The organism is Rhizobium sp. BK289, assembly GCF_014193575.1.
Classification (GTDB): domain Bacteria; phylum Pseudomonadota; class Alphaproteobacteria; order Rhizobiales; family Rhizobiaceae; genus Rhizobium; species Rhizobium tropici_C.
In genome coordinates this window covers 227,384-250,346 of record NZ_JACHZO010000002.1, presented here as the reverse complement: position 1 = coordinate 250,346, position 22,963 = coordinate 227,384, and the positions used below count along the sequence as shown (strand labels likewise).

Here is a 22,963-nt window from a genome sequence, read left to right as displayed (position 1 = left end):
GGGAAACAGAATAGCGGATTTTTCCATTCGCCGGAGATGTCAGATATGTTACAACCCAAGGGCGGCCAATGCGTTATCGCTGATCCAAAGTCCGCATAGCGCGATCCTCGCAGGCGCCAAGGGAGGAACCAGCCGCAACGTCGACATGCCCGGCCAGCGCCGGGTTCCCCCAGCTTCGACGGCATCCGGTATTGCCCGCCTCGCCGCCGCCATCCGGTCGGAGGATCATGATGACCGCATTGGATAGCTTACGTTCCTTGTCCCCCCAGCAACGAAACACCGTGATCGCAGCCTATCTGGGCTGGACGCTGGATGCTTTCGATTTCTTCATTCTGGTTTTCGTCCTCAAGCATATAGCCGAAGAATTTCACACGGATGTTCCGGCGGTCGCCGTGGCGATCTTTCTAACTCTCGCCATGCGGCCGCTCGGCGCGCTGATCTTCGGCCTTGCGGCGGATCGCTTCGGCCGGCGCACGACGTTGATGGTCGACGTGCTGCTTTATTCCATCTTCGAGTTTCTGACCGGTTTTTCGACCGGATTGACGATGTTCCTGGTTTTGCGCGCGCTTTTCGGCGTGGCCATGGGCGGCGAATGGGGTGTCGGTGCTTCGCTCACGATGGAGACCATCCCGGAGGAATCGCGCGGCCTCGTGTCCGGCATCCTGCAGGCTGGCTATCCTTCAGGCTATCTGCTCGCCTCGATCGTGTTCTTCCTGCTGTTTCCGATCATCGGCTGGCGCGGCATGTTCATCGTCGGCGCGCTGCCGGCGCTGCTGGTGCTTTACATCAGACGCAACGTACAGGAATCGCCGGCGTTCCTGCAGCGGCAATCCAAACCGCAGCGGCCTTTCCTGACCGTACTGCGGGAGAATATTCCGCTCTTCATCTGGGCCGTGCTTCTGATGACGGCGTTCAACTTCTTCAGCCATGGCACCCAGGACCTCTATCCGACATTCCTGGAAACCCAACGGCAATATGATTCCTATACGGTCGGCGCTATCGCCATCGTCTACAATATCGGCGCGATCATCGGCGGCCTGACCTTCGGTTCCCTGTCGCAGCGCTGGGGCAGGCGACGGACGATCGTCATCGCGGCACTGCTGGCTATTCCCGTCGCCCCGCTCTGGGTCTGGGGTCAGGGGCCTGTGATGCTCGCGATCGGCGCCTTCCTGATGCAGCTTTTCGTCCAGGGCGCCTGGGGCATCGTCCCCGTACATCTCAACGAATTGTCGCCGGACGAGGTGCGCGGTACGTTCCCAGGATTTGCCTATCAGCTCGGCAATCTGCTGGCGTCGGGCAATGCCTCGATCCAGGCTGGATTGGCGAAGCAGTGGAACGGCGACTATGCGCTGGCGCTGTTGATCGTCGCCTGCATCGTCGCCGTCGTCGTGGCGTTGTTCGCCGGCTTCGGGTTCGAGAAAAAGGGAGTTCGGTTTGGCGGCAAGGACGCCGGACAACCCGATAGCGTCATGCAGACCTGAACCGGTTTGCCATCATATAGACCCGAGCGGTTTAGCTCTTCGCGAAAGCTCTAAACCGCTCAATCTCTATGCTTTCTCGTAATTCCGGGTTTTCTCGCAATTCCGGACGGAAAACCGCCACCAACTGGAATGCTCGAAGGGCCGGCGATCTTTACCGGCCCTTTTTCACTTTCCGCAGATTTCCGAGATCTTGGCCTGGGCAAAGCCGCGCGCCAGATCCTGCAGGCCACCGACGGAGGATATCAGCTCACCGATGGGGCCGTTGATACCGACGTGCAGGTCGGTAATGTGGCAGGCGCCGACATCGACTGTCATCGAAGCGTCCAGCTCGCCCTTGATCGTCGTCTTGAGGACCCCATGCGACTTGCAGGCCATTTCGGCACGGGCGTTGATCTGAACGCCTCCATTCGGAGCGTCGCAGATATCGAGCGACTTCACCTCGAACTTGTCCTTGTGATCGACACCCGGCAGCTTCTTGCACGGATCGGCTTCATTCACCGATTTCTCGATCTCCGGGCCGAACTTGCTCTGCAGCAGCGACCAGCATGAGCCGGGCGCGGCTTTCGCCGACGTTGCCGTCAGCGGCAACGGCGACAGGACGACCGCCGAGGCAAGTAAAGCCATGCGAAGCGACGGCAGGGGCAAGCGGGGGGACATGAGATATTTCAGGTTCACGGCGATCTATCCTCGCAGGAGAAGGAGCAGCAATTGAGGCCCGGCATGGCGCTACTCTTCCATCTCTTCCTGCGCCAAGGCAATCCCCAACGCTATGGCGATAAACTCCACAGCTTTGGACCGACGATCAATTCTTCACGACCATCGTGTCGCAGAAGCGGTCATAGAAGGTCTGCCCACGCCATATAATCAATGGGAAGAGCCACCAGATGAGCGCGAACACCAACAGAAGCGGCGTCAACGCCCCGGTAACGGCCAGGAAATCGCTGGCGCTGAGAGGATTTATATCTCGCGCCTGCTGGATCATCTCTTCGATCGGAGGAAGATACAGGCGCGACAGGAACAGGCTGGCCAGATCGAAAGTTGCCAGAAGCATCAATGGTAGAAACTTGAGCATTTCGCGCTTGGCGGCAAGTCCGAAGGGCAGGGCGCCGTTTTCAATCGTCGTTACCCGCAGCGACGTCGCCCGCTTGCCTGGCGTCCGCCGGCCGCGGGTCGAGCAATAGGCGAAGGCGAACGGAAGGAGCAACAGCATGATGCTGGAACTCGGTCTCACCGTTATAGTCGGATCGATCGGATTGCCGTTGCTGTCGACCGGCACGGAAAAAGCATGCTTTACCGTGGTCGGTCCCCGCTGCGAAACAGCGGCTGAAACGAAAACGGTGTATCCCTTGCTGCCCAGCCAGGATATGCGGCAAAGCTGATTGCTTCTCGTCTCGCCGGGCTGCAGAGGCCACTCAGCTTCTATCTTCGGAATGAGCGGCCCTACCGTGGTCTCCTGGCATTGCTGCTCGCGAAGAAACGGCAAGGTCAGGTCCCACGGCATCACCGCCGATAGTGCGAGAAACAGGAGTACGAAAGCGATCTGGAAGATGACGATGTCGATCGCATAAGCACTGAACCGCCGCCAGAAATGGCGAGGCGGAAGGGAGGCCTTCTGGTGGTCGGATGCGGCAAAACTCATAAATTCCCCCGGTTCAATGCGCTTTGCGGCAGTCAGGCATAAGCTTTAGGCACTTCAAGTTGCAGGAGTTAGCACGCTTTGCTGCGATTCGCTGGGGAACGAAGATTGAGCGGTGATCGATCTCCCAACCGGATCAGATCGGGATGCCTTGTTCGTTCGAGCGATCATCCTTGTCGGAGTCGCCCTCATAGCTCAAGCGCTTTGCCTTGCGGAACCATTCCAGCGCCTTGGCGGAATCCGACGCAACGCCGTCACCGTCGCGATACATCATGCCGAGATTGTAGGCCGCATCGGCATAGCGATGCGCCGCCGCCCGTTCGAACCAGTAGATCGCCTGAGGACCGTTCTTGGCGGCACCTTCGCCGTCGCGGAACATGACGCCGAGATTATATTCGGCTTCGACATCGTTCTGCGCTGCGGCTTTGAGGAACCATGCGATTGCCTGGCCATCGTCCTGTTTCACCCCTTCACCATCGGCATACATCGCGCCGACATTGAACTGTGCGCTGGGATCGCCCTGGTCGGCCGCTTTTTTGAACCAGGAAAGGGCTGTCGCGCCATCCTTGGCGACACCCTCGCCGTCACGATACATGATGCCGAGATTGTACTGCGCCTCGATCTTACCCTGCTCGGCGGCCTTGAGATACCACATTGCGGCCTTGCGCTTGTCCTTGTCCGTGCCTTCGCCCTGGTCGTACATGGTGCCGACATTGAACTGCGCATCCATATCGCCCTGCTGGGCGGCCTTGCTGTACCAGGCAAAAGCCTGCGGCTTGTCCTTGAGAACGCCTTCGCCCGTGTCGTAGACGACGCCCAGATTGTATTGTGCGTTGAGGTATCCCTGCGCAGCCGCCTTCTTGTACCAGAGAACGGCCTGGCTCTTGTCGGCGGTGACGCCTTCACCCTGATCGTACATGGTGCCGACGTTGAACTGCGCTTCGGCATTGCCCTGCTCGGCGGCCTTCTTGTACCAGCTGAGCGCCAGTGCGTAGTCTTTCTCGACGCCGCTACCTTGCTCGTACATTTGCCCGAGTTTCAGCTGGGCCGCGACGTCGCCCCTGTTTGCCAAGGGGCGCCAGTAGTCCGCGCCTGTCTTGAGATCTCCACGATCATAGCTGTTGCGCCCGACATCGGCATGCGCCGTCCCCATCGGCGCCAGCGCGAAGAGCAAAGCTACTGCCCCCATTTTCCAATTCACGATCTACCCCGCAGTCGAAAATCCGTTCTTTCGAGATGACAAGCTCTTCGCGACCGTCAGGGCAAGAGCGCCATCAGCAAGTGAAATATGATCCAGCCCGTCATGTCGCCGGCACCCTTCTTTCCGGCGGCTCCCTGTCCCAATGGCCCGAGATCCTTGATCGGACCCTCGCTATTGGCTTCCATGTAGCCGAGGCCGTGCTGCGCTTCCGGCAATCCTTTCGCCGCCGCCTTGTTGAACCAATCTGCGGCAATTGTGGAGTCCTTCGGCACGCCATAGCCGTTATAATACATATATCCAAGGCCATATTGCGCGCGGGCGTCGCCCTGACCGGCGGCCTTGCGAAACAAGTCGGCAGCCTGGCCATAGTCCTTGGTTACGCCGGCGCCCTGATAATAAAGATAGGCGAGGGCATACTGGCCCCGTGCATTGTTCTGGTCGGCGGCCTTCCCATACCATTCGAACGCCTTGGTATTGTCCTTTGCGACGCCGCGCCCGCCCGCATACATGTAGGCAAGGGCGTATTCGCCTTGCGCGTCGCCCTGCTCGGCGGCCTTGCGATACCACCTCGCCGCACTCTCTTCATCGGCCTTCACGCCCTGACCGTTGGCATAGAGATAGCCGATGGCATGTTGAGCGTCGGGGCGGCCCTGATCGGCCGCCTTGCGATACCATTGGAGTGCCTGCCTGTAGTCCCGGGCGACACCCGTTCCGTTCGCCAGGCTATAGCCGACGGCATATTGCGCATCGGCGCGGCCCCCTTCGGCGGCTTTCAGGTACCAGGAATAGGCTTCGGCATCATCCCGCTCGACACCCCTGCCATTGGCATAGGAGTAGCCGACGGCATATTGGGCTTGCGCACTTCCTTGATCACCCGCTCTTTTGTACCAGGCGACGGCCTGCTTCTGATCCTCTTCCGTGCCTTGGCCGTTGTCATACATATAGCCGACCGCGTATTGGGCGTCGGAACGGCCCTGGTCGGCCGCCTTGCGATACCAGCCGAGTGCGACGGCCTTGTCCTCATCGATGCCGAGGCCGTTGGCATACATGTAGCCGAGAGCATATTGGGCCTGCGCCTGATCCTGGTCGGCGGATTTCCGATACCAGGCGAGGGCATTTCCTCTATCGACATCCATGCCCCGCCCATTGGCGTAGGAGTAGCCGATGGCATATTGGGCATCGGCATTGCCCCGCTGTGCCGCCCTCAGATACCAGTCGTTCGCCTGTTTCAGGTCGGCATCGACGCCGCGGCCGCTGGCATACATATAAGCCAGCGCATACTGCGCCTGTGCATTGCCCTGGTCGGCCGATTTCCGATACCAATCGACCGCCCGGGCATCATCCCGCTCCACGCCCTGGCCGTTGGCATAGCGATAGCCGAGACCGTACTGCGCGGCCGGATTGCCCTGGTTGGCGAATTCCACCCAGTATTTCAGATCGATCGTAGTATTGGCCGGCCCCGGAGCGGGGTCTTCGGCATGGGCAAGCCAAGGCATCGAAAGAGCGAGCGCCAATCCCAATGCATAGCTCTTTGTCTTCAAGGCTTGAGTCCCCCGCCGATGTCCCAGACGACAATCGATCTGAACAATATGGCGATGTCTTGGTCAAAGATCGCGGGAACCTAAATGGCGGCGGATTAAATGCCCGGTGGCGGATGCGATCGCTATACCGGAAGCACGTCGTAAAGGCGGAAGATCCATGTGATCTGATAGATCAGGCCGACGATCACGAATGCCGCCTGGAAACGCCGGTTGGCGGTGATCGAGGCGATGATGCAAAGGATGACATAGACGACATTGCGTATCGGATATTCCCAGCCGAGCGACCGGAAATAGGCTTCTCCCTTCAGCAATGTGTCGATGAGGTCTACCGCGTAGGTCACGGCGAGCAGGCCGAAGAACCAATGGCGGCGGGAGATGAAATATTCCTCGAAGCCGCCATAATCCTCGACGGACGGCGGATTGAGCAATACGCAGAGAAAATAGAAGAGGCAGCAGAAGCAGATGAGGAAGAGGTAGACGCCGAAATTGATCTGCGCAACCGATTGCAGCCGGTACTCCCACCACCAGAAATGAATGATGAACAGGAACATGGACAATACCCAGCCGATATGGACGAGGTAGATCTTGTTCTTGCCCGGCGCCTGCACGAAACCGGCAAGCCGGGTCAGAAGCTGAGCCAGCGAAAGGCCGATCACCATGCTCATGACCGTTCTGATGTAGACGTAGACTTCCGGTGTATGCGCGGAATCCATCGCGTCAGCTCTCCTCCGGTACGGCCTTCGGCGCTCCATTCTCGTCAAGCGCGACCATGATGAATGTTGCAGCGGTGACTTTTTCCAACGCGTTGAAGCGCGCCCGGTGCGCCCAGGCTTCGACATTCAGCGTGATCGAGGTGCGTCCGACGCGGTCGATGTCGGTGAAGACGCTCAGCGTGTCGCCGATCTTGACCGGCAGCTCGAAAGCCATCTCTTTCACAGCCGCCGTGACAACGCGGCCACGGGCGCGTTCGGCCGCGCGGATGCCGCTTGCCAAGTCCATTTGCGCCATGACCCAGCCGCCGAAGATATCGCCGGCAGGGTTGGCGTCGGCGGGCATGGCAAGCGTGCGCAATGTCAGCTCGCCTCTGGGTTTGACGCTGTCGTTCATTCATCTGCTCCTGTTTCTCGGCTCGATTCCCCTTTTCAGCCTATGCAATCCAGGCGCGATGGAAAAGACAATGTTGAGTTTTCTGCTTTGAACCTCTACGGGCCGGAGGGCATGTTCCGTGCGGTTTCGTCACTTTGCAGCGCCAGGCTGAAACATCCCGAGTGGCGACGGTAAGCATTCGTTCACCCTTCCCATTTAGGATTTGTAATCGTTACCGACCGTGGCTGGGGCAGCGGATCAGGAGTATGACCATTTTACCCAATCTACGGCGGGTCGCGCTGCCATTGCTATTGTCGTCGGCGCTTGTTGCCTGCACGGCAGACAGCCTCGTGCCCCCTTCCGGCATCGACAGTTCCTCGCGCGTCGGCTCCATCAAGCCGCATAGAAGCGTGCCGCAGCGGCAGTTCGCCTATCCAGGCGTCCAGGATCCGGTCGTTTCCACCTCGAACAACTATAGGAATGGTGGTCCTCTCCGTTCCACCGGAACCGGCGAGGCGGTGACCACGTCCGATGTCGAAGTCGGTCTGGCGCAGCAATCGAATGTTCCGCCGCAGGGCGTCAACATGGATGCCGAACTCGGCGTCGGGCCGAGCGAGGAGGCGCAGTCTCCATCGGTGGTCGGGCTGGCGCAGGAAGAGCAGCAGAATATTGCCGAAGGCGAGTCCGATCAGCCTGTTGTCGATGGCATCGGCACCGACGCGCCGGTCCAGACCAACCGCTCCGTCCTTCAGCGGCCTGCCGCGCAGGCTGAACTCGGCCAGTCGCGGATACCGAGGCAGCAACCGGGAACGCAGGTCGCCATGCTGCCGCGTATCGAAAATCCCGTGCCGCGCCTCGATCAGGAATTCGAAGCGCCACAATCGACACCCGGCATGATGCCGCCGTCGGAAGTTGCCTGCCGTCAGGAACTCAGGCGCATGGGCGTCATCTATACGGACAAGCCGGCGATTTCGAACGGTCCCTCCTGCCAGGTTCCCTATCCGGTTTCGCTCAGCGGTCTCTCGGGCAACATCGCCGTCAGTCCAGCCGTCACATTGAATTGCCAGGTGACGCTCGCCTTTGCCAAATGGGTGAAGAACGAGCTGGCTCCGGCTGCGCGCACACGCTACTGGTCCGGCATCGGCACGATCGTGCCGCTCGGCGGCTATTCCTGCCGCAGGATGAACAATAGCCGGCAGCGCTACAATCCGATGTCGGAACATGCCCATGGCAATGCCATCGATGTCGGCACCTTCGTGTTGAAGAATGGCCATGTGATCGACGTGCGCAAGAAGGGGCTCTTCTCCTTCCGGGAAGGGCGGCTGCTGAAAGCCGTGCGCAGCGACAGCTGCCGCTACTTCGATACGGTGCTCGGCCCGGGCAGCAATCCGGAACATTGGAACCATTTCCACTTCGATCTCCGGGACCGGAAAGGCGGCCGACGCTATTGCAGCCTCTGATAGGCGTTGCGCCGGGGCAGCATCCACACTTGCCGAGCGGGGAAGCTGATTTACCTGTCGAGGAAATTGCGTTTACTCGTGTGGGCCGAGGGCAGGAGAAGGTTTCATGGAAGAAGCACCAAGACGAAAGAGAAGCCTGGGAAGGGCGCTCCTTGCCGCATTGATTGCCATCGTCATCGTTATTGGTGGTCGTTGGTACGCCTATGTCGCCTATGCCGACGATCCGTTCGACGAGGTCGGTATCGACCTCAACTCGATGATGCCCGCCCCCTTCCGTGACAAGGGTTGCGAAATGCTGAGGGCTCGCTTCGAGCACAGGACGCTGCCGCCGGCCGGCTGCGGCGTCAACGGCAACTGGTAGCGCTACATCGATCGTAAGCCGGCAAAAAAGAAAAAAGCCGGCTGATGCCGGCTTGAGCGGTGCATGGCAACGACGGGGGATCCTTGCCTGCTCCAGAAAAGACCTTCATGTTGCAATGATGCATGCAATATGGATACGAGGGCAATAAATCGGCCAGTACGACAGGCGCTGACGTGTCGCCAAGAGGCATTGGGCGGAGTTGCGACAAACGTTGCTCACCTAAGGAGCTATATGCCCGACGAAGGTCACGATTTGATGACAGCTTATTTGGCTTAGGCGAACGCTGTGTTTCACCACCGTGGGGTGGTAAAAGCCCGGGACCGGCTATATAGCGGGCAAACGCCGCGAAATTCATCACAAAAGCCGGACTCTGCCTCACCATGGCTCCGATCATTTCCATCCGTAATCTCACCAAAATATACTCTAACGGGTTCCAGGCGCTGAAAGGCGTCGATCTCGATATCGAACAAGGCGAAATCCTGGCTCTGCTCGGGCCGAACGGTGCAGGCAAGACGACGCTGATTTCGATCGTCTGTGGGATCGCCAATCCGAGCGGCGGTACGGTAACGGTCGGCGGTTATGACGTCGTGCGCGATTTCCGCGCCACGCGCAGCATGATCGGCCTCGTGCCGCAGGAACTGACGACCGATCAGTTCGAAACCGTCTGGAATACGGTGAGCTTTTCGCGCGGGCTCCACGGCAAGAAGCCGAACCCGGAATATATCGAGAAGATATTGCGCGATCTTTCGCTGTGGGAGAAGAAGGACAACACGCTTCGGCAGCTTTCGGGCGGCATGAAGCGGCGCGTGCTGATCGCCAAGGCGCTTTCGCACGAACCGAAGATTCTTTTTCTCGACGAGCCGACGGCCGGCGTCGACGTGACGCTGCGCAAGGATATGTGGCATGTGGTCGAGCGCCTGCGTGCTTCCGGCGTTACGATCATTCTGACGACGCATTACATCGAAGAGGCCGAAGAGGCGGCGGATCGCGTCGGCGTCATCAATGGCGGCGAGCTGCTGCTGGTGGAAGAGAAGAAGGCGCTTATGGCCAAGCTTGGCCGCAAGCAGCTGATCCTCGATCTCAACGAACCGCTGGGCGCCGTTCCCGATCGTCTTGACGGCAACGGGCTTTCGCTTGGGCCGAATGGCCTGACGCTGGTCTATGACTTTGATGCGCAGCACGAACAGTCCAGTATCGCGGCGCTGCTGTCGAAGCTCGCGGCCGAGGGAATTCATTTCAAGGACCTCTCGACGCGCCAAAGTTCGCTCGAGGATATTTTCGTCTCGCTGGTGGGAGCAGGCAAATGAACTTCGAAGCGATCAAGTCCATCTACGCTTTCGAAATGGCCCGCACGCGCCGCACGCTGTTGCAGAGCGTCGTCTCGCCGGTCATTTCCACCTCACTCTATTTCATCGTCTTCGGTGCGGCGATCGGATCGCGCATCAATCTCGTCGAGGGCGTGTCCTATGGGGCGTTCATCACCCCCGGCCTGATCATGCTGACCCTGCTCGGCCAGTGCATCAGCAACGGCTCCTTCGGCATTTATTTCCCGAAATTCACGGGCACGATCTATGAGGTGCTATCGGCGCCCGTTGCCATGGCCGAGATCGTTCTCGGATATGTCGGCGCGGCGGCGACCAAGGGCATGCTGATCGGCCTGATCATCCTCGCCACGGCGAGCTTCTTCGTCGAGATCAGGATCGAGCATCCCCTTATGATGATCCTGTTCTTCGTGCTGACGGCGGTCACCTTCAGCCTGTTCGGCTTCATGATCGGCATCTGGGCCGGAAATTTCGAGCAACTGAACCTCATTCCGATGCTGGTCGTGCCGCCGCTGACCTTCCTTGGCGGCAGCTTCTATTCGATCAACATGCTGCCGCCTTTCTGGCAGGCGGCCAGCCATCTCAATCCGGTTCTCTATCTCGTCAGCGGCTTCCGCTGGAGCTTCTACGGCATCGCCGATGTCAATCCGATCCTAAGCCTCGCAATGATCACGCTCTTCCTCGTCATCTGTCTGGTGATCCTCGGATGGATTTTCCGGACGGGCTACCGGCTGCGGAACTGAGGGCGGAGCCTTCTGGTTTTGCCGCGCGCGTGGCCGCTTGGGCTCCACTGGTCGTGACTTGACGGAGCCAGGCGGCCGGGTGTCCATAGTGGTGAGAGGTTCTCACGCTGCTTCCTGGTGTCAGTCTGAAATCTTCCGAAGGTATCCAATGCCGCAATCCGATCCGAGCCCCGCGCTATCCCGAGCACTCTCCCGGCTCGACCAACTGACCAATTGGGAGCGCAAGCCGCGTGGGGAGATGCGCGTCGGTCTTGAGCCCATGCTCGATCTGATGCAGCGGCTGGGCAATCCCCATCGGAGCTTTCGCGCCATCCATGTCGCAGGCACCAAGGGCAAGGGGTCGGTCTCGGCGCTCCTCGAAGCGGGATTGCTGCGGGCCGGCTGGCGCGTCGGTCGCTACGCATCACCGCATGTCGACCGGGTGAACGAGCGCATCAGTGTTCTGGGCCAGGAGGTCGGGGATGATGCGCTGGCCAGCGCGATCATGCGCGTTCTCGATGGCTATGAAAGCGCGAAGCAGGCCGCGACTGCCGGCGAAGATGCCACCTGGTTCGATGTGATAACGGCCGCCGCCTTCGTCGTGTTCAGAGATGCGGGCTTGAACTGGGTCGTTGTCGAAGTCGGGCTCGGTGGCAGGCTGGATTCGACGAATGTGGTTTTCGGCGAAGTTGCCATCGTTACCAATATCGGGCTCGAGCACACGGAAATCCTTGGGATCACGCGCGAGGCGATCGCGGGCGAGAAGGTCGGCATATTGAAACCGGGTGCGACGCTTGTCACCACGCTTGCCGTCGACGATGCTGCGGGAAAGGTCTTACAGCAGCGTGCCGATGAGCTTGGCTGCCAGGTCCTGCGAACCGATCTTCCCGAAGATGCGACGATTGCTGAGACGAATATCTCGCTGGTCGGACTTGTGTTCGATCATCTGGGACGACAAGGCGAGAGCGTGCGGACGGCAAGCGAAAAGGTGCAGCCGGTCGGCGCGTGGCTGCTCGAACCGGCCGTTATCGATAAGGCGCGGCTGCCGGGGCGGATGGAGCGCTTCGATCTTGCCCTACCATCCACGCTGCGCAGCGGGCGACAGAGCTTGCCCGTTATCATGGATGGCGCGCATGTGCCGTTCAACATCGAGGCTGTCCTTCGCGATATCACGCGCTCGTCCAGCGTCAGCGGCGATTGCGTTGCCGTCGTCGCACTTGCATCCGACAAGGATGCTCGCGGCTTCTTGAATGTGCTCTCGCGATATGCGGCACATGCCGTCTTTACGGAGGCGTCCGGATCGGGTCGAGCCCATGCGGCGACGGAGCTGGAGGCATTGGCGATCTCGATGGGTATGGACTGCGAAGCCGAGCCCAATCCGCAGAAAGCGCTTCATCATGCCGTCGCGAAAGCTGAGGAGGTGGGCGGCTGGATCCTGGTGACGGGCTCGCTCTATCTTGTCGGCGCTCTGCGCGGCACTGTCCAGGGAGTGTAGGGTGACGATGGAAATTACGATCAGGCATGCTCTTGCCGACGATGTCACCGAGATGGCGAGGCTGCATCGCGCAATCTGGTGCGACACCTATCGCGATCTGGTGTCTGCAGAAATCTATGAGGCTCTCGACGAGGATTTCCGTCGTCTGCGATGGGCGAATATACTCGCAAATCCCCGTACGGATCAACGCGTACTTCTGGCTGAGCAAGGCGGGCGGCTTGTCGGCATCGGCGCGATCAACGCGCCGTCCGATGCCGTGTTCGAGGGGCGAGGCGAGATTAAGTCGCTCTATATCGATGCTTCCATCAAACGCCAGGGACTTGGCCGCCGTCTAATGCGAGAATTGGCGCGAGAACTTTTATCCATGGGCTATTCGGGCGCTGCGCTTGGCGTCGTCGTCGGCAATGAACCGGCAATCGCCTTCTATCGTGCGCTCGGAGGGCAATTGATCGGCCGGTACACGGATCCGGGTCCGGTTTGGCGTTCTGACAATTTCATTTTCGCGTGGGACGAGCTGTCCGTTCTGATCTGATTATCCCATGCAAGCCGATGAACGGCGATTTCACCCGGCTGCGACGCTCTTGCGTGGCGCGAAGGTCATCGCCATGACGCCTGCTACGACACAGACAAGACCTATGGCTGCGGTCGGAGATAGAGGTTCGCCAAGGAAGATGACGCCAATCCCGACGCCGATCGGGACGCGCAGATAGGCTTGCGCCGTCGTGCCGACCGAACCGAGGGTCTGGATGAGCCGGAAATAGATGCTGAAGGCAAGCGCGGTAGAGACAACCGACAGGCCGAGCAGTGCCAGGATCGAGGCTGTCGACGGCGCATTTTGCCAGGGATGTTCGACAATCAGGCTGGCGGGAATGAGAAGGGCCGCGCCGCATAGCAGTGAGCCGGCGGCCGGCATCATCGGGTCGAGCCCCTTGAAATTACGGCCGAACAAGGCGGCACAGGCATAGCAGATGGATGCAGCGACAACGGAAAGCTGCGGCAGCAATTGGCGGCCCATACCATGCAGCGCATCGAGGCCGATGATCAGGCAGATACCAGCCATGCCGGCAATCACGCCGAACAGCTTGCGGCCCGTCAGCGGTTCGCTGCGCAGCAGGAAAGCGGCAATCAGGAAGGCGAAAATCGGTGTCGTGGAATTCAATATGGTCGCAAGGCCGGCATCGACGGTCTGTTCCGCCCAGGCAATTAACGTGAAGGGGATGGCGCTGTTGAGGCAGGATTGAATGAGGAAGCGCTTCCAGGTGGCGGCCTCACGCGGCAGGTTCAGACCACGCCAACGAATGATTGCAAGCAGGACAAGGCCGGCGATCAAGGTGCGGGCCGCGATCAGCGTGATCGGCGGAATGGTTGCTACTCCGACGTGGATGAAGGTGTAGGAGGCGCCCCAGCAGGTCGCGAGAGCAAGCAGAAGCAGAAGTTCCGTCGTTATATTTGACTTTGCAGGCGCCATGATGTGTCACTCTTTATGCGGTTCGGATGTGACCGTCTTTAGAGCGAAAAGAACGAGGAATGCTTCGGTCCACGCCGAACTATTGAGCCGATCGTTCGTCTGCCTCAGTCGCGAAGCCGAAGTTCGTCGGTCTGCATCTGCATCGATCCCAAGGTTTCGAGAAAGCTCATGCCGAGCAGGCTCTGGTCCAGCTTGCCCGCTTCGGCCACGCTCGCTTCGACATCTTTGCGCTTGATCGGCCCGATGGCGACGGAGCCGAGTTCAACGGGGGCTGCCATGGCGCGGCCGTTGGCCGTCAGCACGCTCATCGAATAGGTGAGATTTTCCGGAATGATGCCGACACGCTCGGCGTCTTCCTGTGACAGCGCAATCGTGCTGGCACCGGTGTCGATCAGCATGTCGATCGGCTGGCCATTGATCAAGACCTGGGCCTCGAAATGTCCGTTCGAACGCTTGTGAAGAATGACCTCCTGGCCGCCTTCGCTTGTCGTGACGACAACGGCATGGCCGGGCATCAGACCGGCGAAGACACGATTTCCGACCTGTTCCGCATCGCGGCGATAGATATAGGCGGTCGCGAGCGCCATGATGATGACCAGCCAGATCAGGAGATTGCGGACAGACTGGCTGACGGTATGGCGGCTTGCCCAGACGGCGGCGCTCATCATCAGGGCAATCGGCAGGAGATAGACGATACGAGCGAAATCGTCATTGCGCATGCCGAAAGTGGTGCCGGTATTGCTGTTGAAGACGAGCAGAGCAAGGCCGATGCCGAGAATGGCGAGAACGATGTTCAGGCGGTTCATACGGCACTGCGCTCCCGTGCCATCCTTTGGCGGCGGGTTTCCCTGCGCGGCTTGCGCTCGATCTGCGTCAGGCGTTCCGGAAGCGCTTCCATGATCTCACGGCGTTCGTCGTCGCTATAGTTCATCCAGGCGCCGATTTCGGCCGATGTGCGGCCGCAACCGAAGCAATAGCCGGTCGTTTGATCGATGGAGCAGACAAGGATGCAAGGTGTCAGCATGAGATCATATATCGAGGCTTCAAACGCACATGGCAAGGGTACAGAGGGAGACGATCTCGCAAATCTGCTGCGTTGCGCCGATCGTGTCGCCGGTGTGACCTGACAGTCTTTGCCGCATGTATCTGGTGGTGAAAAATGTTGTTGCGCAGGTCGCAAGAAGGCAGGCAACGAGCGCGGGAACACCAAGCGCAGGTCCGATGAGGAGCACCGCGAGGCTAAGTGCGGCAATCAATGCCAGCTGCATGGCATCGCCATCCGGCTTGCCCGCCGAAGCCGCTATTCCATCCGGTTTGGCGGGCGGCAGGGCATACCAGTGCCATACCATCGCACTGCGGCTCAAGGCGGCGCTTGCGAGTAAGGCGATAGCGGATTCCGAAGGTGGAAGATGGCGGGCGAGAGCGGCAAGAGCCGCAGCGCGCAGTCCGAAGGACAGGATCAGCGCCGCCGCGCCATAGGTGCCGATGCGGCTGTCCTTCATGATCTCGAGTGCGCGTTCGCGGTCCTTGCCGCCTCCAACTCCGTCGGCGGTATCGCTGAGCCCGTCCTCATGAAGAGCGCCTGTCGTAATCGTCTGCACGGTGAGCGCCAGCAGAGCCGCCATCAACGGATCGGCATTGACGGCAAGCAGTGTCGCGAAGATCAAGGCTGCAGGCAGGACGACCAGCAGGCCGGCAACGGGGAATGTGCGGGAAACGCGCGCAAGCCTGCCGTCATAGCCCTCGAAGAACGACGCCGGTACGGGAATACGGCTCAAGAAAGCGACCGCGCGCGCGATATCGCGCATATATTCCCGCATTTCTTCCTCTCCTCGCCATGCGCGCGACAGCATCGGGCGCTTTTGGAGTTGTTCGCGCCGATTCCGAAGACTAATAGAGTTGCACGCAAAGAACCCGATTTGAGACCAAAAGACAAGGAACGCATTCATGAGCGTCAGCGGCCTCCCATTCGACGATTTCCGCGCATTGCTGCGCGACCTTCCGGGGCCGGATGCCCGGGCACTCGTGGCAGCGCGCGAGCGTGATGCGCAACTCACCAAGCCGCCGGGCGCGCTTGGAAGACTGGAGGAAATCGCCTTCTGGCTGGCCGCCTGGACCGGTCGTGCGCCGGCCGTGACCCGGCCGCTGGTGGCGATCTTTGCCGGTAATCACGGCGTCACCAAGCAGGGAATTACGCCGTTTCCGCCTTCCGTAACCCAGCAGATGGTGGAAAATTTCGCAGCCGGCGGAGCCGCGATCAACCAGATCTGCGTTGCCTACGATCTCGGCCTCAAGGTGTTCGACCTAGCCCTCGATTTCCCGACGGGCGACATCACCGAAGAACCGGCATTGAGCGAGCGCGACTGTGCCGCGACCATGGCCTTCGGCATGGAAGCGATTGCCGGCGGTACGGATCTGCTCTGTATCGGCGAAATGGGCATCGGCAATACCACGATCGCCGCGGCCATTCATTACGCGCTCTATGGCGGCAAGGCGGAGGACTGGGTTGGCCCGGGCACCGGCTCGGAAGGTGAGATGCTGAAGCGCAAGATCGCTGCCGTCGAAAAGGCGGTGGCGCTGCATCGCGATCATCTCAACGATCCGCTGGAAATTCTGCGCCGCCTTGGCGGCCGCGAGATCGCTGCGATGGCCGGCGCCATTCTCGCCGCACGCATGGAACGTATCCCCGTCATCATCGACGGTTATGTCGCGACGGCTGCCGCTTCCATTCTCAAGGCCGCCAATCCCTCTGCGCTCGATCACTGCCTGATCGGTCACGTCTCGGCGGAGCCGGGACATCTGCGCTCCATCGAGAAGCTTGGAAAGACGCCGCTTCTGGCGCTCGGCATGCGGCTCGGCGAAGGCACGGGGGCGGCGCTGGCCGCCGGCATCGTCAAGGCCGCGGCCGCCTGCCATTCGGGCATGGCGACATTCGAGAGTGCCGGCGTGACGAACAAGCACTGAGAATCGCGGCGGCGAGGCGTTGAAATAGACGTTTCGCCGCTAAATTTCCTGTAGACGATCTGTTTTCGTCATAAATCTGTAATGAATTTTGGGTGGGCGGAACGCGCTGCCTTGCTTCGCTCACGGTGAGGCGGTATTCGCAAAGCATCCAGATGCAACCGGGACAATACGGGCGGAGCGCGAATGGCTGAGTTTTCAAAATCAGCGGTCAACAAGGAGACCGGGATTCGGCACTTTTTCGCCGCTGCCGGCTATTCCTGGGGTGGTTTTCAGCGGCTGCTGCAGGAATCGGCCTTCCGGCAGGAACTCCTTTTTGCGGCTGTTTCCTTGATCCTGTTGATCGCCGTCGGTGCGACCATCGGCGAAATCGTCATCGCCATGGTACTCTTTTTGGGGGTTTTCGCGATCGAGGCCATGAATACGGCGGTGGAAGAGGTCATCGACCGGATATCGCCGGAGATTTCCAATGTCGGCAAGCATGCCAAGGATCTCGGCTCGTTTGCGGTTCTGTGCATGCTGGTCGCTTCCGGTATCTACCTGCTTTATATCATCGGCGGCCACCTGCTTTTCCGCTAGAGATCAGCACCCGAGCTTCGTTTAAGCAAAGCTCTTCTTGCGCCGCTCGACAAGCGGGGCGTCTTCGATTGCCGGTAGGCTTTGCAGCACGCGCTTGGCTGGCAGGATGGCGATGACTTCGGTGCCTTCCCGCAGCTTGGATTTCAGCACGAACTGACCATCATGCTTGGCAAGAATGGCTTGCACGATCGGCAGACCGAGGCCCGTGCCCTGCTCGGCGCTCTTGATGGCGATCGAGCCCTGCCCGAAGGCGGAAAGCACGACGGGTATCTCTTCTTCGGGAATGCCCGGTCCGTTGTCCTTGATCGCCACATATTCCCCGCCGCCGGCCGTCCAGCCGACCTTGACGGCAATCTCGCCGCCCTGCGGCGTGAATTTCACTGCGTTCGACAGCAGATTGAGGATCACCTGGCGCAACGATTTCTCATCGGCCCAGACCGAGGGTAGCAGCGCTTCGAATTGCGACGAGATCGAAATGTTCTTGGCGCGTGCGCGCAACTGCACCATGCCAATGCAATCCTCGGCAATATCGAGGAGCGAAATCGCTTCCTCGTTCAATTCGTATTTGCCGGCCTCGATGCGCGAGAGGTCGAGGATTTCATTGATCAGATTGAGCAGATGCTGTCCCGAGCGATGGATGTCGGTCGTGTATTCGCGATAGGTCGGGTTGTTCAATGGCCCCATGACTTCCGCTGACATGACTTCGGAAAAGCCGAGGATGGCGTTCAGGGGCGTTCTGAGCTCGTGCGACATGGAGGCGAGGAAGCGCGATTTGGCAAGATTTGCTTCCTCGGCACGCCGGCGAGCCTCGTCCGACATGGATTTTGCGACTTCCAGCTCTGCGATCAGGTCGTCCTTCTCCGACTGGAAGGAAAGGATCTTGAGGTTTGACTGATACATGCGGATGGTGATGAAGGTGAAGAATACGACGGCGACGGAGATGGCGGCGGTCAGCGCGATGTCCGATGGCCTTCGTGTAAGGATGGCGGTCACGACCAGCGCGACGGTGACCGGCGCAAAGGAAAAGGGCACAGCACGCGGCAGCATGAAACTGGACATCGCCGTGATGCCGATCGCGACCAGCAGGGTAGTGCCCTTATAGAGTGCGAAACTGTCGCCGCCGCAGGTGGAACAGCCCTGCAAGGCAAAGATCGCCCAGCAGAGACCCGTCAGCAATTGTCCGAGCAGAAAGATCTGCCGCCATTTCCTGGCGCCTTCCGCCGAGATTTCCTGCTTCCGTGCCTTGCGGCCAAGCAGCATGTTGATGGCATGTGCCGTCAGGATCGGGATAGTCCAGAAGAAGATCTGCGCGTCCCGCGTCAGGTAGACGCCAAGCACGGCAACGATGACGGCAAAAATCGGAACGACCGCGGCGCCCTGCAGCAGCGTGTCGATATGCATGAGCATCATTTCGCGGTCGAAATTGCGGCTGTGGCCGTTCTGCAGGCGCTCGCGCGTCTGCCGCACGGCCTTCGACACAGCCCGGTTGCGGTGACTGCGCGATCGGTCGACGATATTCTTATCTGTCGATGTGCTGACGCCGGTGCTCATGGTTACATTGAAACTTGGCCTGCCTGAGACTACAGACTAGCGTCCAATCCTTAAGAAGATACTGCGCTGAAATGATTTGTTTGCCATCTTCGCCAAGGATTTGTTGTTAAAGGAGGCAAGAACGTGATGCGGTCAGGCCGCCTGTTTCGTGACGGCGTGGCCACTTTCGCTCTGCTCGCCATCATTGCGTTGCTCGCGTTGAAAATGAACAATCGACCGGAAATCGTTCAAAACGGCAGCTTTTATGTCATCGATGGCGACACGCTTTCCGCCAACGGCGAGCGTTTGAGGCTGAAAGGTATCGATGCTCCCGAATATCGGCAGCGCTGCCAACGCAACGGAGCGGATTGGGCCTGCGGCGAGGAAGCACGCGAGGCGCTCGCCACAATGATTAAAACGGGAGCGCCCGAATGCCGGGGGCGGGAGAGGGATCGCTATGGTCGCCTGCTGGTGACATGCGTCGCCGGCGATCTCGATATCAATGCCGCGATGGTGCGCAACGGCATGGCGGTTTCCTATGGTGCCTATGCGAGCGAGGAACGGATCGCACGGCAGGCGAAAGCCGGACTTTGGGCCGGTGAATTCGAGAAACCTGGCGACTATCGGCGCGAGGAGCGTATGGCTGATGGCAATGACTATGATCCGATTGCGGGATTGTTCAGCTATTTGCACCGACTTGTCGGATGGAGCGCGCCGTGAAACAGGAGAGCGAATTGCAGATCCTGCGTTCAGCGATTGCGGCCTGCCGTCTCTGTCGGGACGCACCGGCCAGGGGCGAGGCGGATCGCCTGCCGCATGAGCCGCGTCCGGTTGCGACACTATCGTCCACAGCACGGATACTCATCGCAGGGCAGGCGCCAGGATTGCGCGTCCACGAGAGCGGTCTACCCTTCAACGATGCTTCGGGTGACCGTTTGCGTCAGTGGCTCGCTGTGGATCGCGAGAGTTTCTACAATCCGGACCATTTCGCCATAATGGGCATGGGCTTCTGCTTTCCGGGCTATGACAAGGCGGGAAGCGATCTGCCGCCGCGCAAGGAGTGCGCGCCTTTGTGGCGGCAGCGGGCGATGGATGCGATGCCGCAGATCGAATTGATCCTGACCATCGGTCAATATGCGCAGGCTTGGCATCTCGGCACGGAGCGCATGGGTTCGATGACCGAGACGGTCGCGCAGTGGCGGCGTTACCTTCTCAACAACCGGTCGCCGTCTGTCCTGCCGTTGCCACATCCGAGCTGGCGCAACAGCGGCTGGCTGAAACGGAATCCGTGGTTCGAGACCGAGTTGCTTCCGGTATTACAACAACGTGTGAAAAGCCTGCTTCCTTGAGAAAAAGTTTCTTTTCTCCCGCTAAAAATAAGCTATAGAGAGAATATAATTCGAAGGGATGCTTAAATGGACCGTCTTGACCGCAAAATCCTGCGCCTGCTGCAGGAGGATTCCACTCTGGCCGTGGCCGACCTCGCAAAGAAGGTCGGGCTGTCGACGACGCCATGCTGGCGCCGTATCCAGAAGATGGAAGAGGATGGCGTTATTCGCCGCCGCGTTGCGCTGCTCGATCCCGAAAAGGTCAACACGAAGGTCACGGTTTTCGTGTCCATCCGCACCAACAGCCACTCCATCGAATGGCTGAAGCGCTTTTCCGAAGTGATCGCCGATTTTCCGGAAGTGGTGGAATTCTATCGTATGAGCGGCGATGTCGACTATCTGCTGCGCGTCGTCGTGCCTGACATCGCCGCCTATGACGCCTTCTACAAGCGCATGATCGCCAAGATCGAAATCCGCGACGTCTCCTCCGCCTTTGCGATGGAACAGATCAAGTATTCGACGGAATTGCCGTTGGATTACATGCTGCTGGAGAATGCAAAGTCCAACGAGGACTGAGCAGCATTTTTTGCAGGGCGCTCAGCCGAAATCGATTTCGGCTGAGCGCTTTTTGTTTTTAATTCCGATCCAGGCGCGCGAGCAGCGACGAGGTATCCCAGCGATTGCCTCCCATTGTCTGGACATCACCATAAAACTGGTCGACGAGGGCCGTAAGCGGCAGTTTGGCCTTATTGCGGCGGGCCTCCTCGAGCACGATGCCGAGATCCTTGCGCATCCAGTCAACCGCAAAGCCGAAATCATATTTGCCTGAAGTCATGGTCTTGTGGCGGTTCTCCATCTGCCACGAACCGGCGGCGCCCTTGGAAATGACCTCCACCACCTTTTCGATATCGAGCCCGGCCTGCTTGCCGAAATGGATGCCTTCGGCCAGGCCCTGAACGATGCCCGCGATGCAGATCTGATTGATCATCTTGGTCAACTGACCTGCGCCGACAGGCCCCATGAGACCGACCATGCGGGCATAGGCACCGATGACGGGACGAGCCTTTTCGAAGACGGCTTCGTCACCGCCGCACATGACGGTCAAAACACCATTCTCGGCGCCGGCCTGGCCGCCGGAGACGGGAGCATCGATGAAGTCGACGCCCTTTTCCTTGGCGGCCGCGTAAAGCTCGCGAGCGACTTCGGCGCTTGCCGTGGTATTGTCGATGAGGACGGAACCGGCTTTCATGGTGGAAATGACACCGTTTTCACCCGTCGTCACCGAGCGCAGGTCGTCGTCATTGCCGACACAGGTGAAGACGAAGTCAGCGCCTTCGGCGGCTTCAGCCGGAGTAGGGGCAAACTTGCCCTCAAATTGTCTGGCCCATGCCTCGGCCTTGGCAACGGTCCGGTTATAGACGGTGACGTCATGCCCGCCCTTGACCTTCAAATGCCCGGCCATGGGATAGCCCATGACGCCCATGCCGATGAACGAGACCTTTGCCATTTCATAACTCCCTGACCGAATTTGTTTCGAAGGCTTAGCGGAAAGGCCAGGAGGACGGAAGACCGATTTCTCGGGTAACTTGTCACCATGGCATATGATTTGAAATCTGATTTCTAGTTTTTTCGTTTATTGGAATACAATTTCGTCTTTGGTGGGAATCTTCATAATATCCTTTGTCGATATAATCTATGGATTTGCGATCTTTAAGCCATCGACAACGAGCCGATGGCTGCGGAAGCGCCGGGGCCTTATGAAAAGGGGATCTTCGATGATTTCGCGCAGACAGACACTCGGCCTTCTCGGCGCCACGGCAGCAGCCTTGGCATTGCCTTCTCTCCGCCCGGCAAGGGCGGCCGCCGCGAGGACGCTTCGCATCGGCTGGCAGAAGAATGGCGTGTTGGCCTTGGCAAAGCGTCAAGGGGCGTTGGAAAAGCGCCTTTCCGATCGCGGCATATCCGTCGAATGGTCGGAGTTCACGTCCGGTCCGCCTTTGCTTGAAGCGCTTGGCGCAGGCGCTCTCGATTTCGGCGCCACGGGCGATGTGCCGCCGCTCTTCGCACAGGCGGCCAACGGCAATTTGCTCTATGTCGGCCTTTATACCGGCAGCCCCGAAGGCTCCGCCATTCTCGTGCGCAAGGATTCGCCGATCCAGACGCTTGCCGATCTCAAGGGAAAGAAGGTTGCCTTCAAGCGTGGCTCCAGCGCTCACAATGTCACCGTCAAGGCTTTGCGCAAGGGTGGTCTGACGATCAAAGATATCCAGCCGCTCGATCTCGCGCCTCCGGATGCGTCCGCCGCCTTCAAGACCGGCGCCATCGATGCATGGTCCATCTGGGATCCCTATCTCGCAATTGCAGAGGCCGATCCGGATACACGCATCCTGACGACGGCGCGTGGGATTGTCGATTCCTTCAGCTATTTCCTGGCGAATGGCGATTTCACCAAGAGCAATCCGCAGGTCATCGTCGATGTCATCGATGAACTGGCCAAGGTGGGGGCGGCGGCGCAATCGAATCTGGACGGCACCGTTAAAGCCCTCTCCGAAATCACCGGCGTTCCTGCCGGGGTGACGCGGGTGACGCTGACGCGTCCGGGTGCAAATCTGGGGAGTGCCTCGACCATTACGGACGCGGCGATCGCCTATCAGCAGGGGCTGGCTGACGAGTTCTATAATCTTGGGATCGTTCCCAAGAAGCTCAACGTGACCGACATCGTCTGGCGGCCGAAGGCAAGCTGAGGCTGATAACCGCTTGCAGATATCGCCTGCGCTTCCAAACACTACGGG

Annotated in this window: 25 protein-coding genes; 13 read left to right on the top strand and 12 right to left on the bottom strand. The window is 59.6% G+C overall.

Annotated features, from left to right (window positions below; genetic code table 11):
• The first annotated feature begins 230 nt into the window (after positions 1-230).
• Positions 231-1,481 (top strand): MFS transporter, encoded by a 1,251-nt coding sequence (locus tag FHT84_RS04945; RefSeq protein ID WP_112344006.1) that lies wholly within the window; start codon positions 231-233, stop codon positions 1,479-1,481.
• A 165-nt stretch (positions 1,482-1,646) separates the two neighbouring features.
• On the opposite strand, the gene FHT84_RS04940 is transcribed toward FHT84_RS04945, so the two are convergent.
• The 6 genes from FHT84_RS04940 to FHT84_RS04915 all read right to left on the bottom strand — a co-directional run bounded on the left by FHT84_RS04940 (position 1,647) and on the right by FHT84_RS04915 (position 6,966).
• On the bottom strand, positions 1,647-2,138 hold the full coding sequence (locus FHT84_RS04940) for a hypothetical protein (RefSeq protein WP_246698468.1): 492 nt from the start codon (positions 2,136-2,138) through the stop codon (positions 1,647-1,649).
• A gap of 145 nt (positions 2,139-2,283) precedes the next feature.
• Positions 2,284-3,120, bottom strand: coding sequence for an RDD family protein (locus FHT84_RS04935; protein WP_113249269.1), 837 nt, complete (start codon positions 3,118-3,120; stop codon positions 2,284-2,286).
• A 133-nt stretch (positions 3,121-3,253) separates the two neighbouring features.
• The gene (locus FHT84_RS04930) at positions 3,254-4,306 is read right to left on the bottom strand and encodes an SEL1-like repeat protein (protein WP_210278795.1); all 1,053 of its coding nucleotides are present in this window, start codon (positions 4,304-4,306) and stop codon (positions 3,254-3,256) included.
• Between the two features lie 68 nt (positions 4,307-4,374).
• The gene (locus tag FHT84_RS04925) at positions 4,375-5,859 is read right to left on the bottom strand and encodes a tetratricopeptide repeat protein (RefSeq protein ID WP_246698469.1); all 1,485 of its coding nucleotides are present in this window, start codon (positions 5,857-5,859) and stop codon (positions 4,375-4,377) included.
• A 122-nt stretch (positions 5,860-5,981) separates the two neighbouring features.
• Positions 5,982-6,572 (bottom strand): hypothetical protein, encoded by a 591-nt coding sequence (locus FHT84_RS04920; RefSeq protein WP_113249267.1) that lies wholly within the window; start codon positions 6,570-6,572, stop codon positions 5,982-5,984.
• A 4-nt stretch (positions 6,573-6,576) separates the two neighbouring features.
• Positions 6,577-6,966, bottom strand: a complete 390-nt coding sequence (locus FHT84_RS04915; RefSeq protein ID WP_112344011.1) for an acyl-CoA thioesterase — start codon at positions 6,964-6,966, stop codon at positions 6,577-6,579.
• 245 nt (positions 6,967-7,211) lie between these two features.
• Here FHT84_RS04915 and FHT84_RS04910 point away from each other — a divergent pair, with 245 nt between their 5' ends.
• The 6 genes from FHT84_RS04910 (at position 7,212) to FHT84_RS04885 (ending at position 12,837) form a co-directional block, all read left to right on the top strand.
• Positions 7,212-8,405, top strand: a complete 1,194-nt coding sequence (locus FHT84_RS04910) for an extensin family protein (RefSeq protein ID WP_113249266.1) — start codon at positions 7,212-7,214, stop codon at positions 8,403-8,405.
• A gap of 106 nt (positions 8,406-8,511) precedes the next feature.
• Positions 8,512-8,766, top strand: a complete 255-nt coding sequence (locus FHT84_RS04905) for a hypothetical protein (RefSeq protein WP_113249265.1) — start codon at positions 8,512-8,514, stop codon at positions 8,764-8,766.
• A 380-nt stretch (positions 8,767-9,146) separates the two neighbouring features.
• Positions 9,147-10,073 (top strand): ABC transporter ATP-binding protein, encoded by a 927-nt coding sequence (locus tag FHT84_RS04900; protein ID WP_112344014.1) that lies wholly within the window; start codon positions 9,147-9,149, stop codon positions 10,071-10,073.
• Positions 10,070-10,831 carry an ABC transporter permease gene (locus FHT84_RS04895; RefSeq protein WP_112344015.1) on the top strand — a complete coding sequence of 254 codons (762 nt, stop codon included), beginning with the start codon at positions 10,070-10,072 and terminating at the stop codon, positions 10,829-10,831. The genes FHT84_RS04900 and FHT84_RS04895 overlap by 4 nt, the downstream gene beginning before the upstream one ends.
• 148 nt (positions 10,832-10,979) lie before the next feature.
• Entirely contained in the window at positions 10,980-12,305 is a 1,326-nt protein-coding gene (locus FHT84_RS04890; RefSeq protein ID WP_113249263.1) for a Mur ligase family protein, read from the top strand.
• 7 nt (positions 12,306-12,312) lie between these two features.
• Positions 12,313-12,837, top strand: coding sequence for a GNAT family N-acetyltransferase (locus tag FHT84_RS04885; RefSeq protein WP_113249426.1), 525 nt, complete (start codon positions 12,313-12,315; stop codon positions 12,835-12,837).
• 30 nt (positions 12,838-12,867) lie between these two features.
• On the opposite strand, the gene FHT84_RS04880 is transcribed toward FHT84_RS04885, so the two are convergent.
• From FHT84_RS04880 to FHT84_RS04865, 4 genes are all read right to left on the bottom strand, one after another.
• Positions 12,868-13,773 (bottom strand): EamA family transporter, encoded by a 906-nt coding sequence (locus FHT84_RS04880; RefSeq protein WP_169645063.1) that lies wholly within the window; start codon positions 13,771-13,773, stop codon positions 12,868-12,870.
• A gap of 104 nt (positions 13,774-13,877) precedes the next feature.
• Positions 13,878-14,579, bottom strand: coding sequence for a TIGR02281 family clan AA aspartic protease (locus FHT84_RS04875; RefSeq protein ID WP_112344018.1), 702 nt, complete (start codon positions 14,577-14,579; stop codon positions 13,878-13,880).
• On the bottom strand, positions 14,576-14,797 hold the full coding sequence (locus FHT84_RS04870; RefSeq protein WP_112344019.1) for a DUF1289 domain-containing protein: 222 nt from the start codon (positions 14,795-14,797) through the stop codon (positions 14,576-14,578). The genes FHT84_RS04875 and FHT84_RS04870 overlap by 4 nt, the downstream gene beginning before the upstream one ends.
• 19 nt (positions 14,798-14,816) lie before the next feature.
• Entirely contained in the window at positions 14,817-15,593 is a 777-nt protein-coding gene (locus FHT84_RS04865; protein WP_113249261.1) for an adenosylcobinamide-GDP ribazoletransferase, read from the bottom strand.
• 127 nt (positions 15,594-15,720) lie between these two features.
• Between FHT84_RS04865 and cobT the strand changes: the two genes are divergently transcribed.
• Together cobT and FHT84_RS04855 are read left to right on the top strand one after the other, a co-directional pair.
• Positions 15,721-16,737 (top strand): nicotinate-nucleotide--dimethylbenzimidazole phosphoribosyltransferase, encoded by a 1,017-nt coding sequence (gene cobT / locus FHT84_RS04860; protein WP_095435100.1) that lies wholly within the window; start codon positions 15,721-15,723, stop codon positions 16,735-16,737.
• A gap of 183 nt (positions 16,738-16,920) precedes the next feature.
• Complete coding sequence (locus tag FHT84_RS04855) at positions 16,921-17,313, top strand: diacylglycerol kinase (protein ID WP_112344021.1); 393 nt, start codon at positions 16,921-16,923, stop codon at positions 17,311-17,313.
• A gap of 21 nt (positions 17,314-17,334) precedes the next feature.
• On the opposite strand, the gene FHT84_RS04850 is transcribed toward FHT84_RS04855, so the two are convergent.
• Positions 17,335-18,864, bottom strand: coding sequence for a HAMP domain-containing sensor histidine kinase (locus FHT84_RS04850; RefSeq protein WP_112344022.1), 1,530 nt, complete (start codon positions 18,862-18,864; stop codon positions 17,335-17,337).
• Between the two features lie 126 nt (positions 18,865-18,990).
• Here FHT84_RS04850 and FHT84_RS04845 point away from each other — a divergent pair, with 126 nt between their 5' ends.
• From FHT84_RS04845 to FHT84_RS04835, 3 genes are all read left to right on the top strand, one after another.
• Positions 18,991-19,563, top strand: coding sequence for a thermonuclease family protein (locus FHT84_RS04845; protein WP_210260608.1), 573 nt, complete (start codon positions 18,991-18,993; stop codon positions 19,561-19,563).
• Entirely contained in the window at positions 19,560-20,192 is a 633-nt protein-coding gene (locus tag FHT84_RS04840) for a uracil-DNA glycosylase family protein (RefSeq protein ID WP_112344068.1), read from the top strand. The genes FHT84_RS04845 and FHT84_RS04840 overlap by 4 nt, the downstream gene beginning before the upstream one ends.
• A gap of 66 nt (positions 20,193-20,258) precedes the next feature.
• Positions 20,259-20,747, top strand: coding sequence for an Lrp/AsnC family transcriptional regulator (locus FHT84_RS04835; RefSeq protein ID WP_069613098.1), 489 nt, complete (start codon positions 20,259-20,261; stop codon positions 20,745-20,747).
• Positions 20,748-20,805: 58 nt separating this feature from the next.
• Here FHT84_RS04835 and FHT84_RS04830 read toward each other — a convergent pair whose 3' ends face one another.
• On the bottom strand, positions 20,806-21,699 hold the full coding sequence (locus tag FHT84_RS04830) for an NAD(P)-dependent oxidoreductase (RefSeq protein WP_348628025.1): 894 nt from the start codon (positions 21,697-21,699) through the stop codon (positions 20,806-20,808).
• Between the two features lie 247 nt (positions 21,700-21,946).
• Here FHT84_RS04830 and FHT84_RS04825 point away from each other — a divergent pair, with 247 nt between their 5' ends.
• Positions 21,947-22,915: a sulfonate ABC transporter substrate-binding protein gene (locus tag FHT84_RS04825; RefSeq protein ID WP_112344025.1), complete on the top strand. Its 969-nt coding sequence runs from the start codon at positions 21,947-21,949 to the stop codon at positions 22,913-22,915.
• The last annotated feature ends 48 nt before the right edge of the window (positions 22,916-22,963 follow it).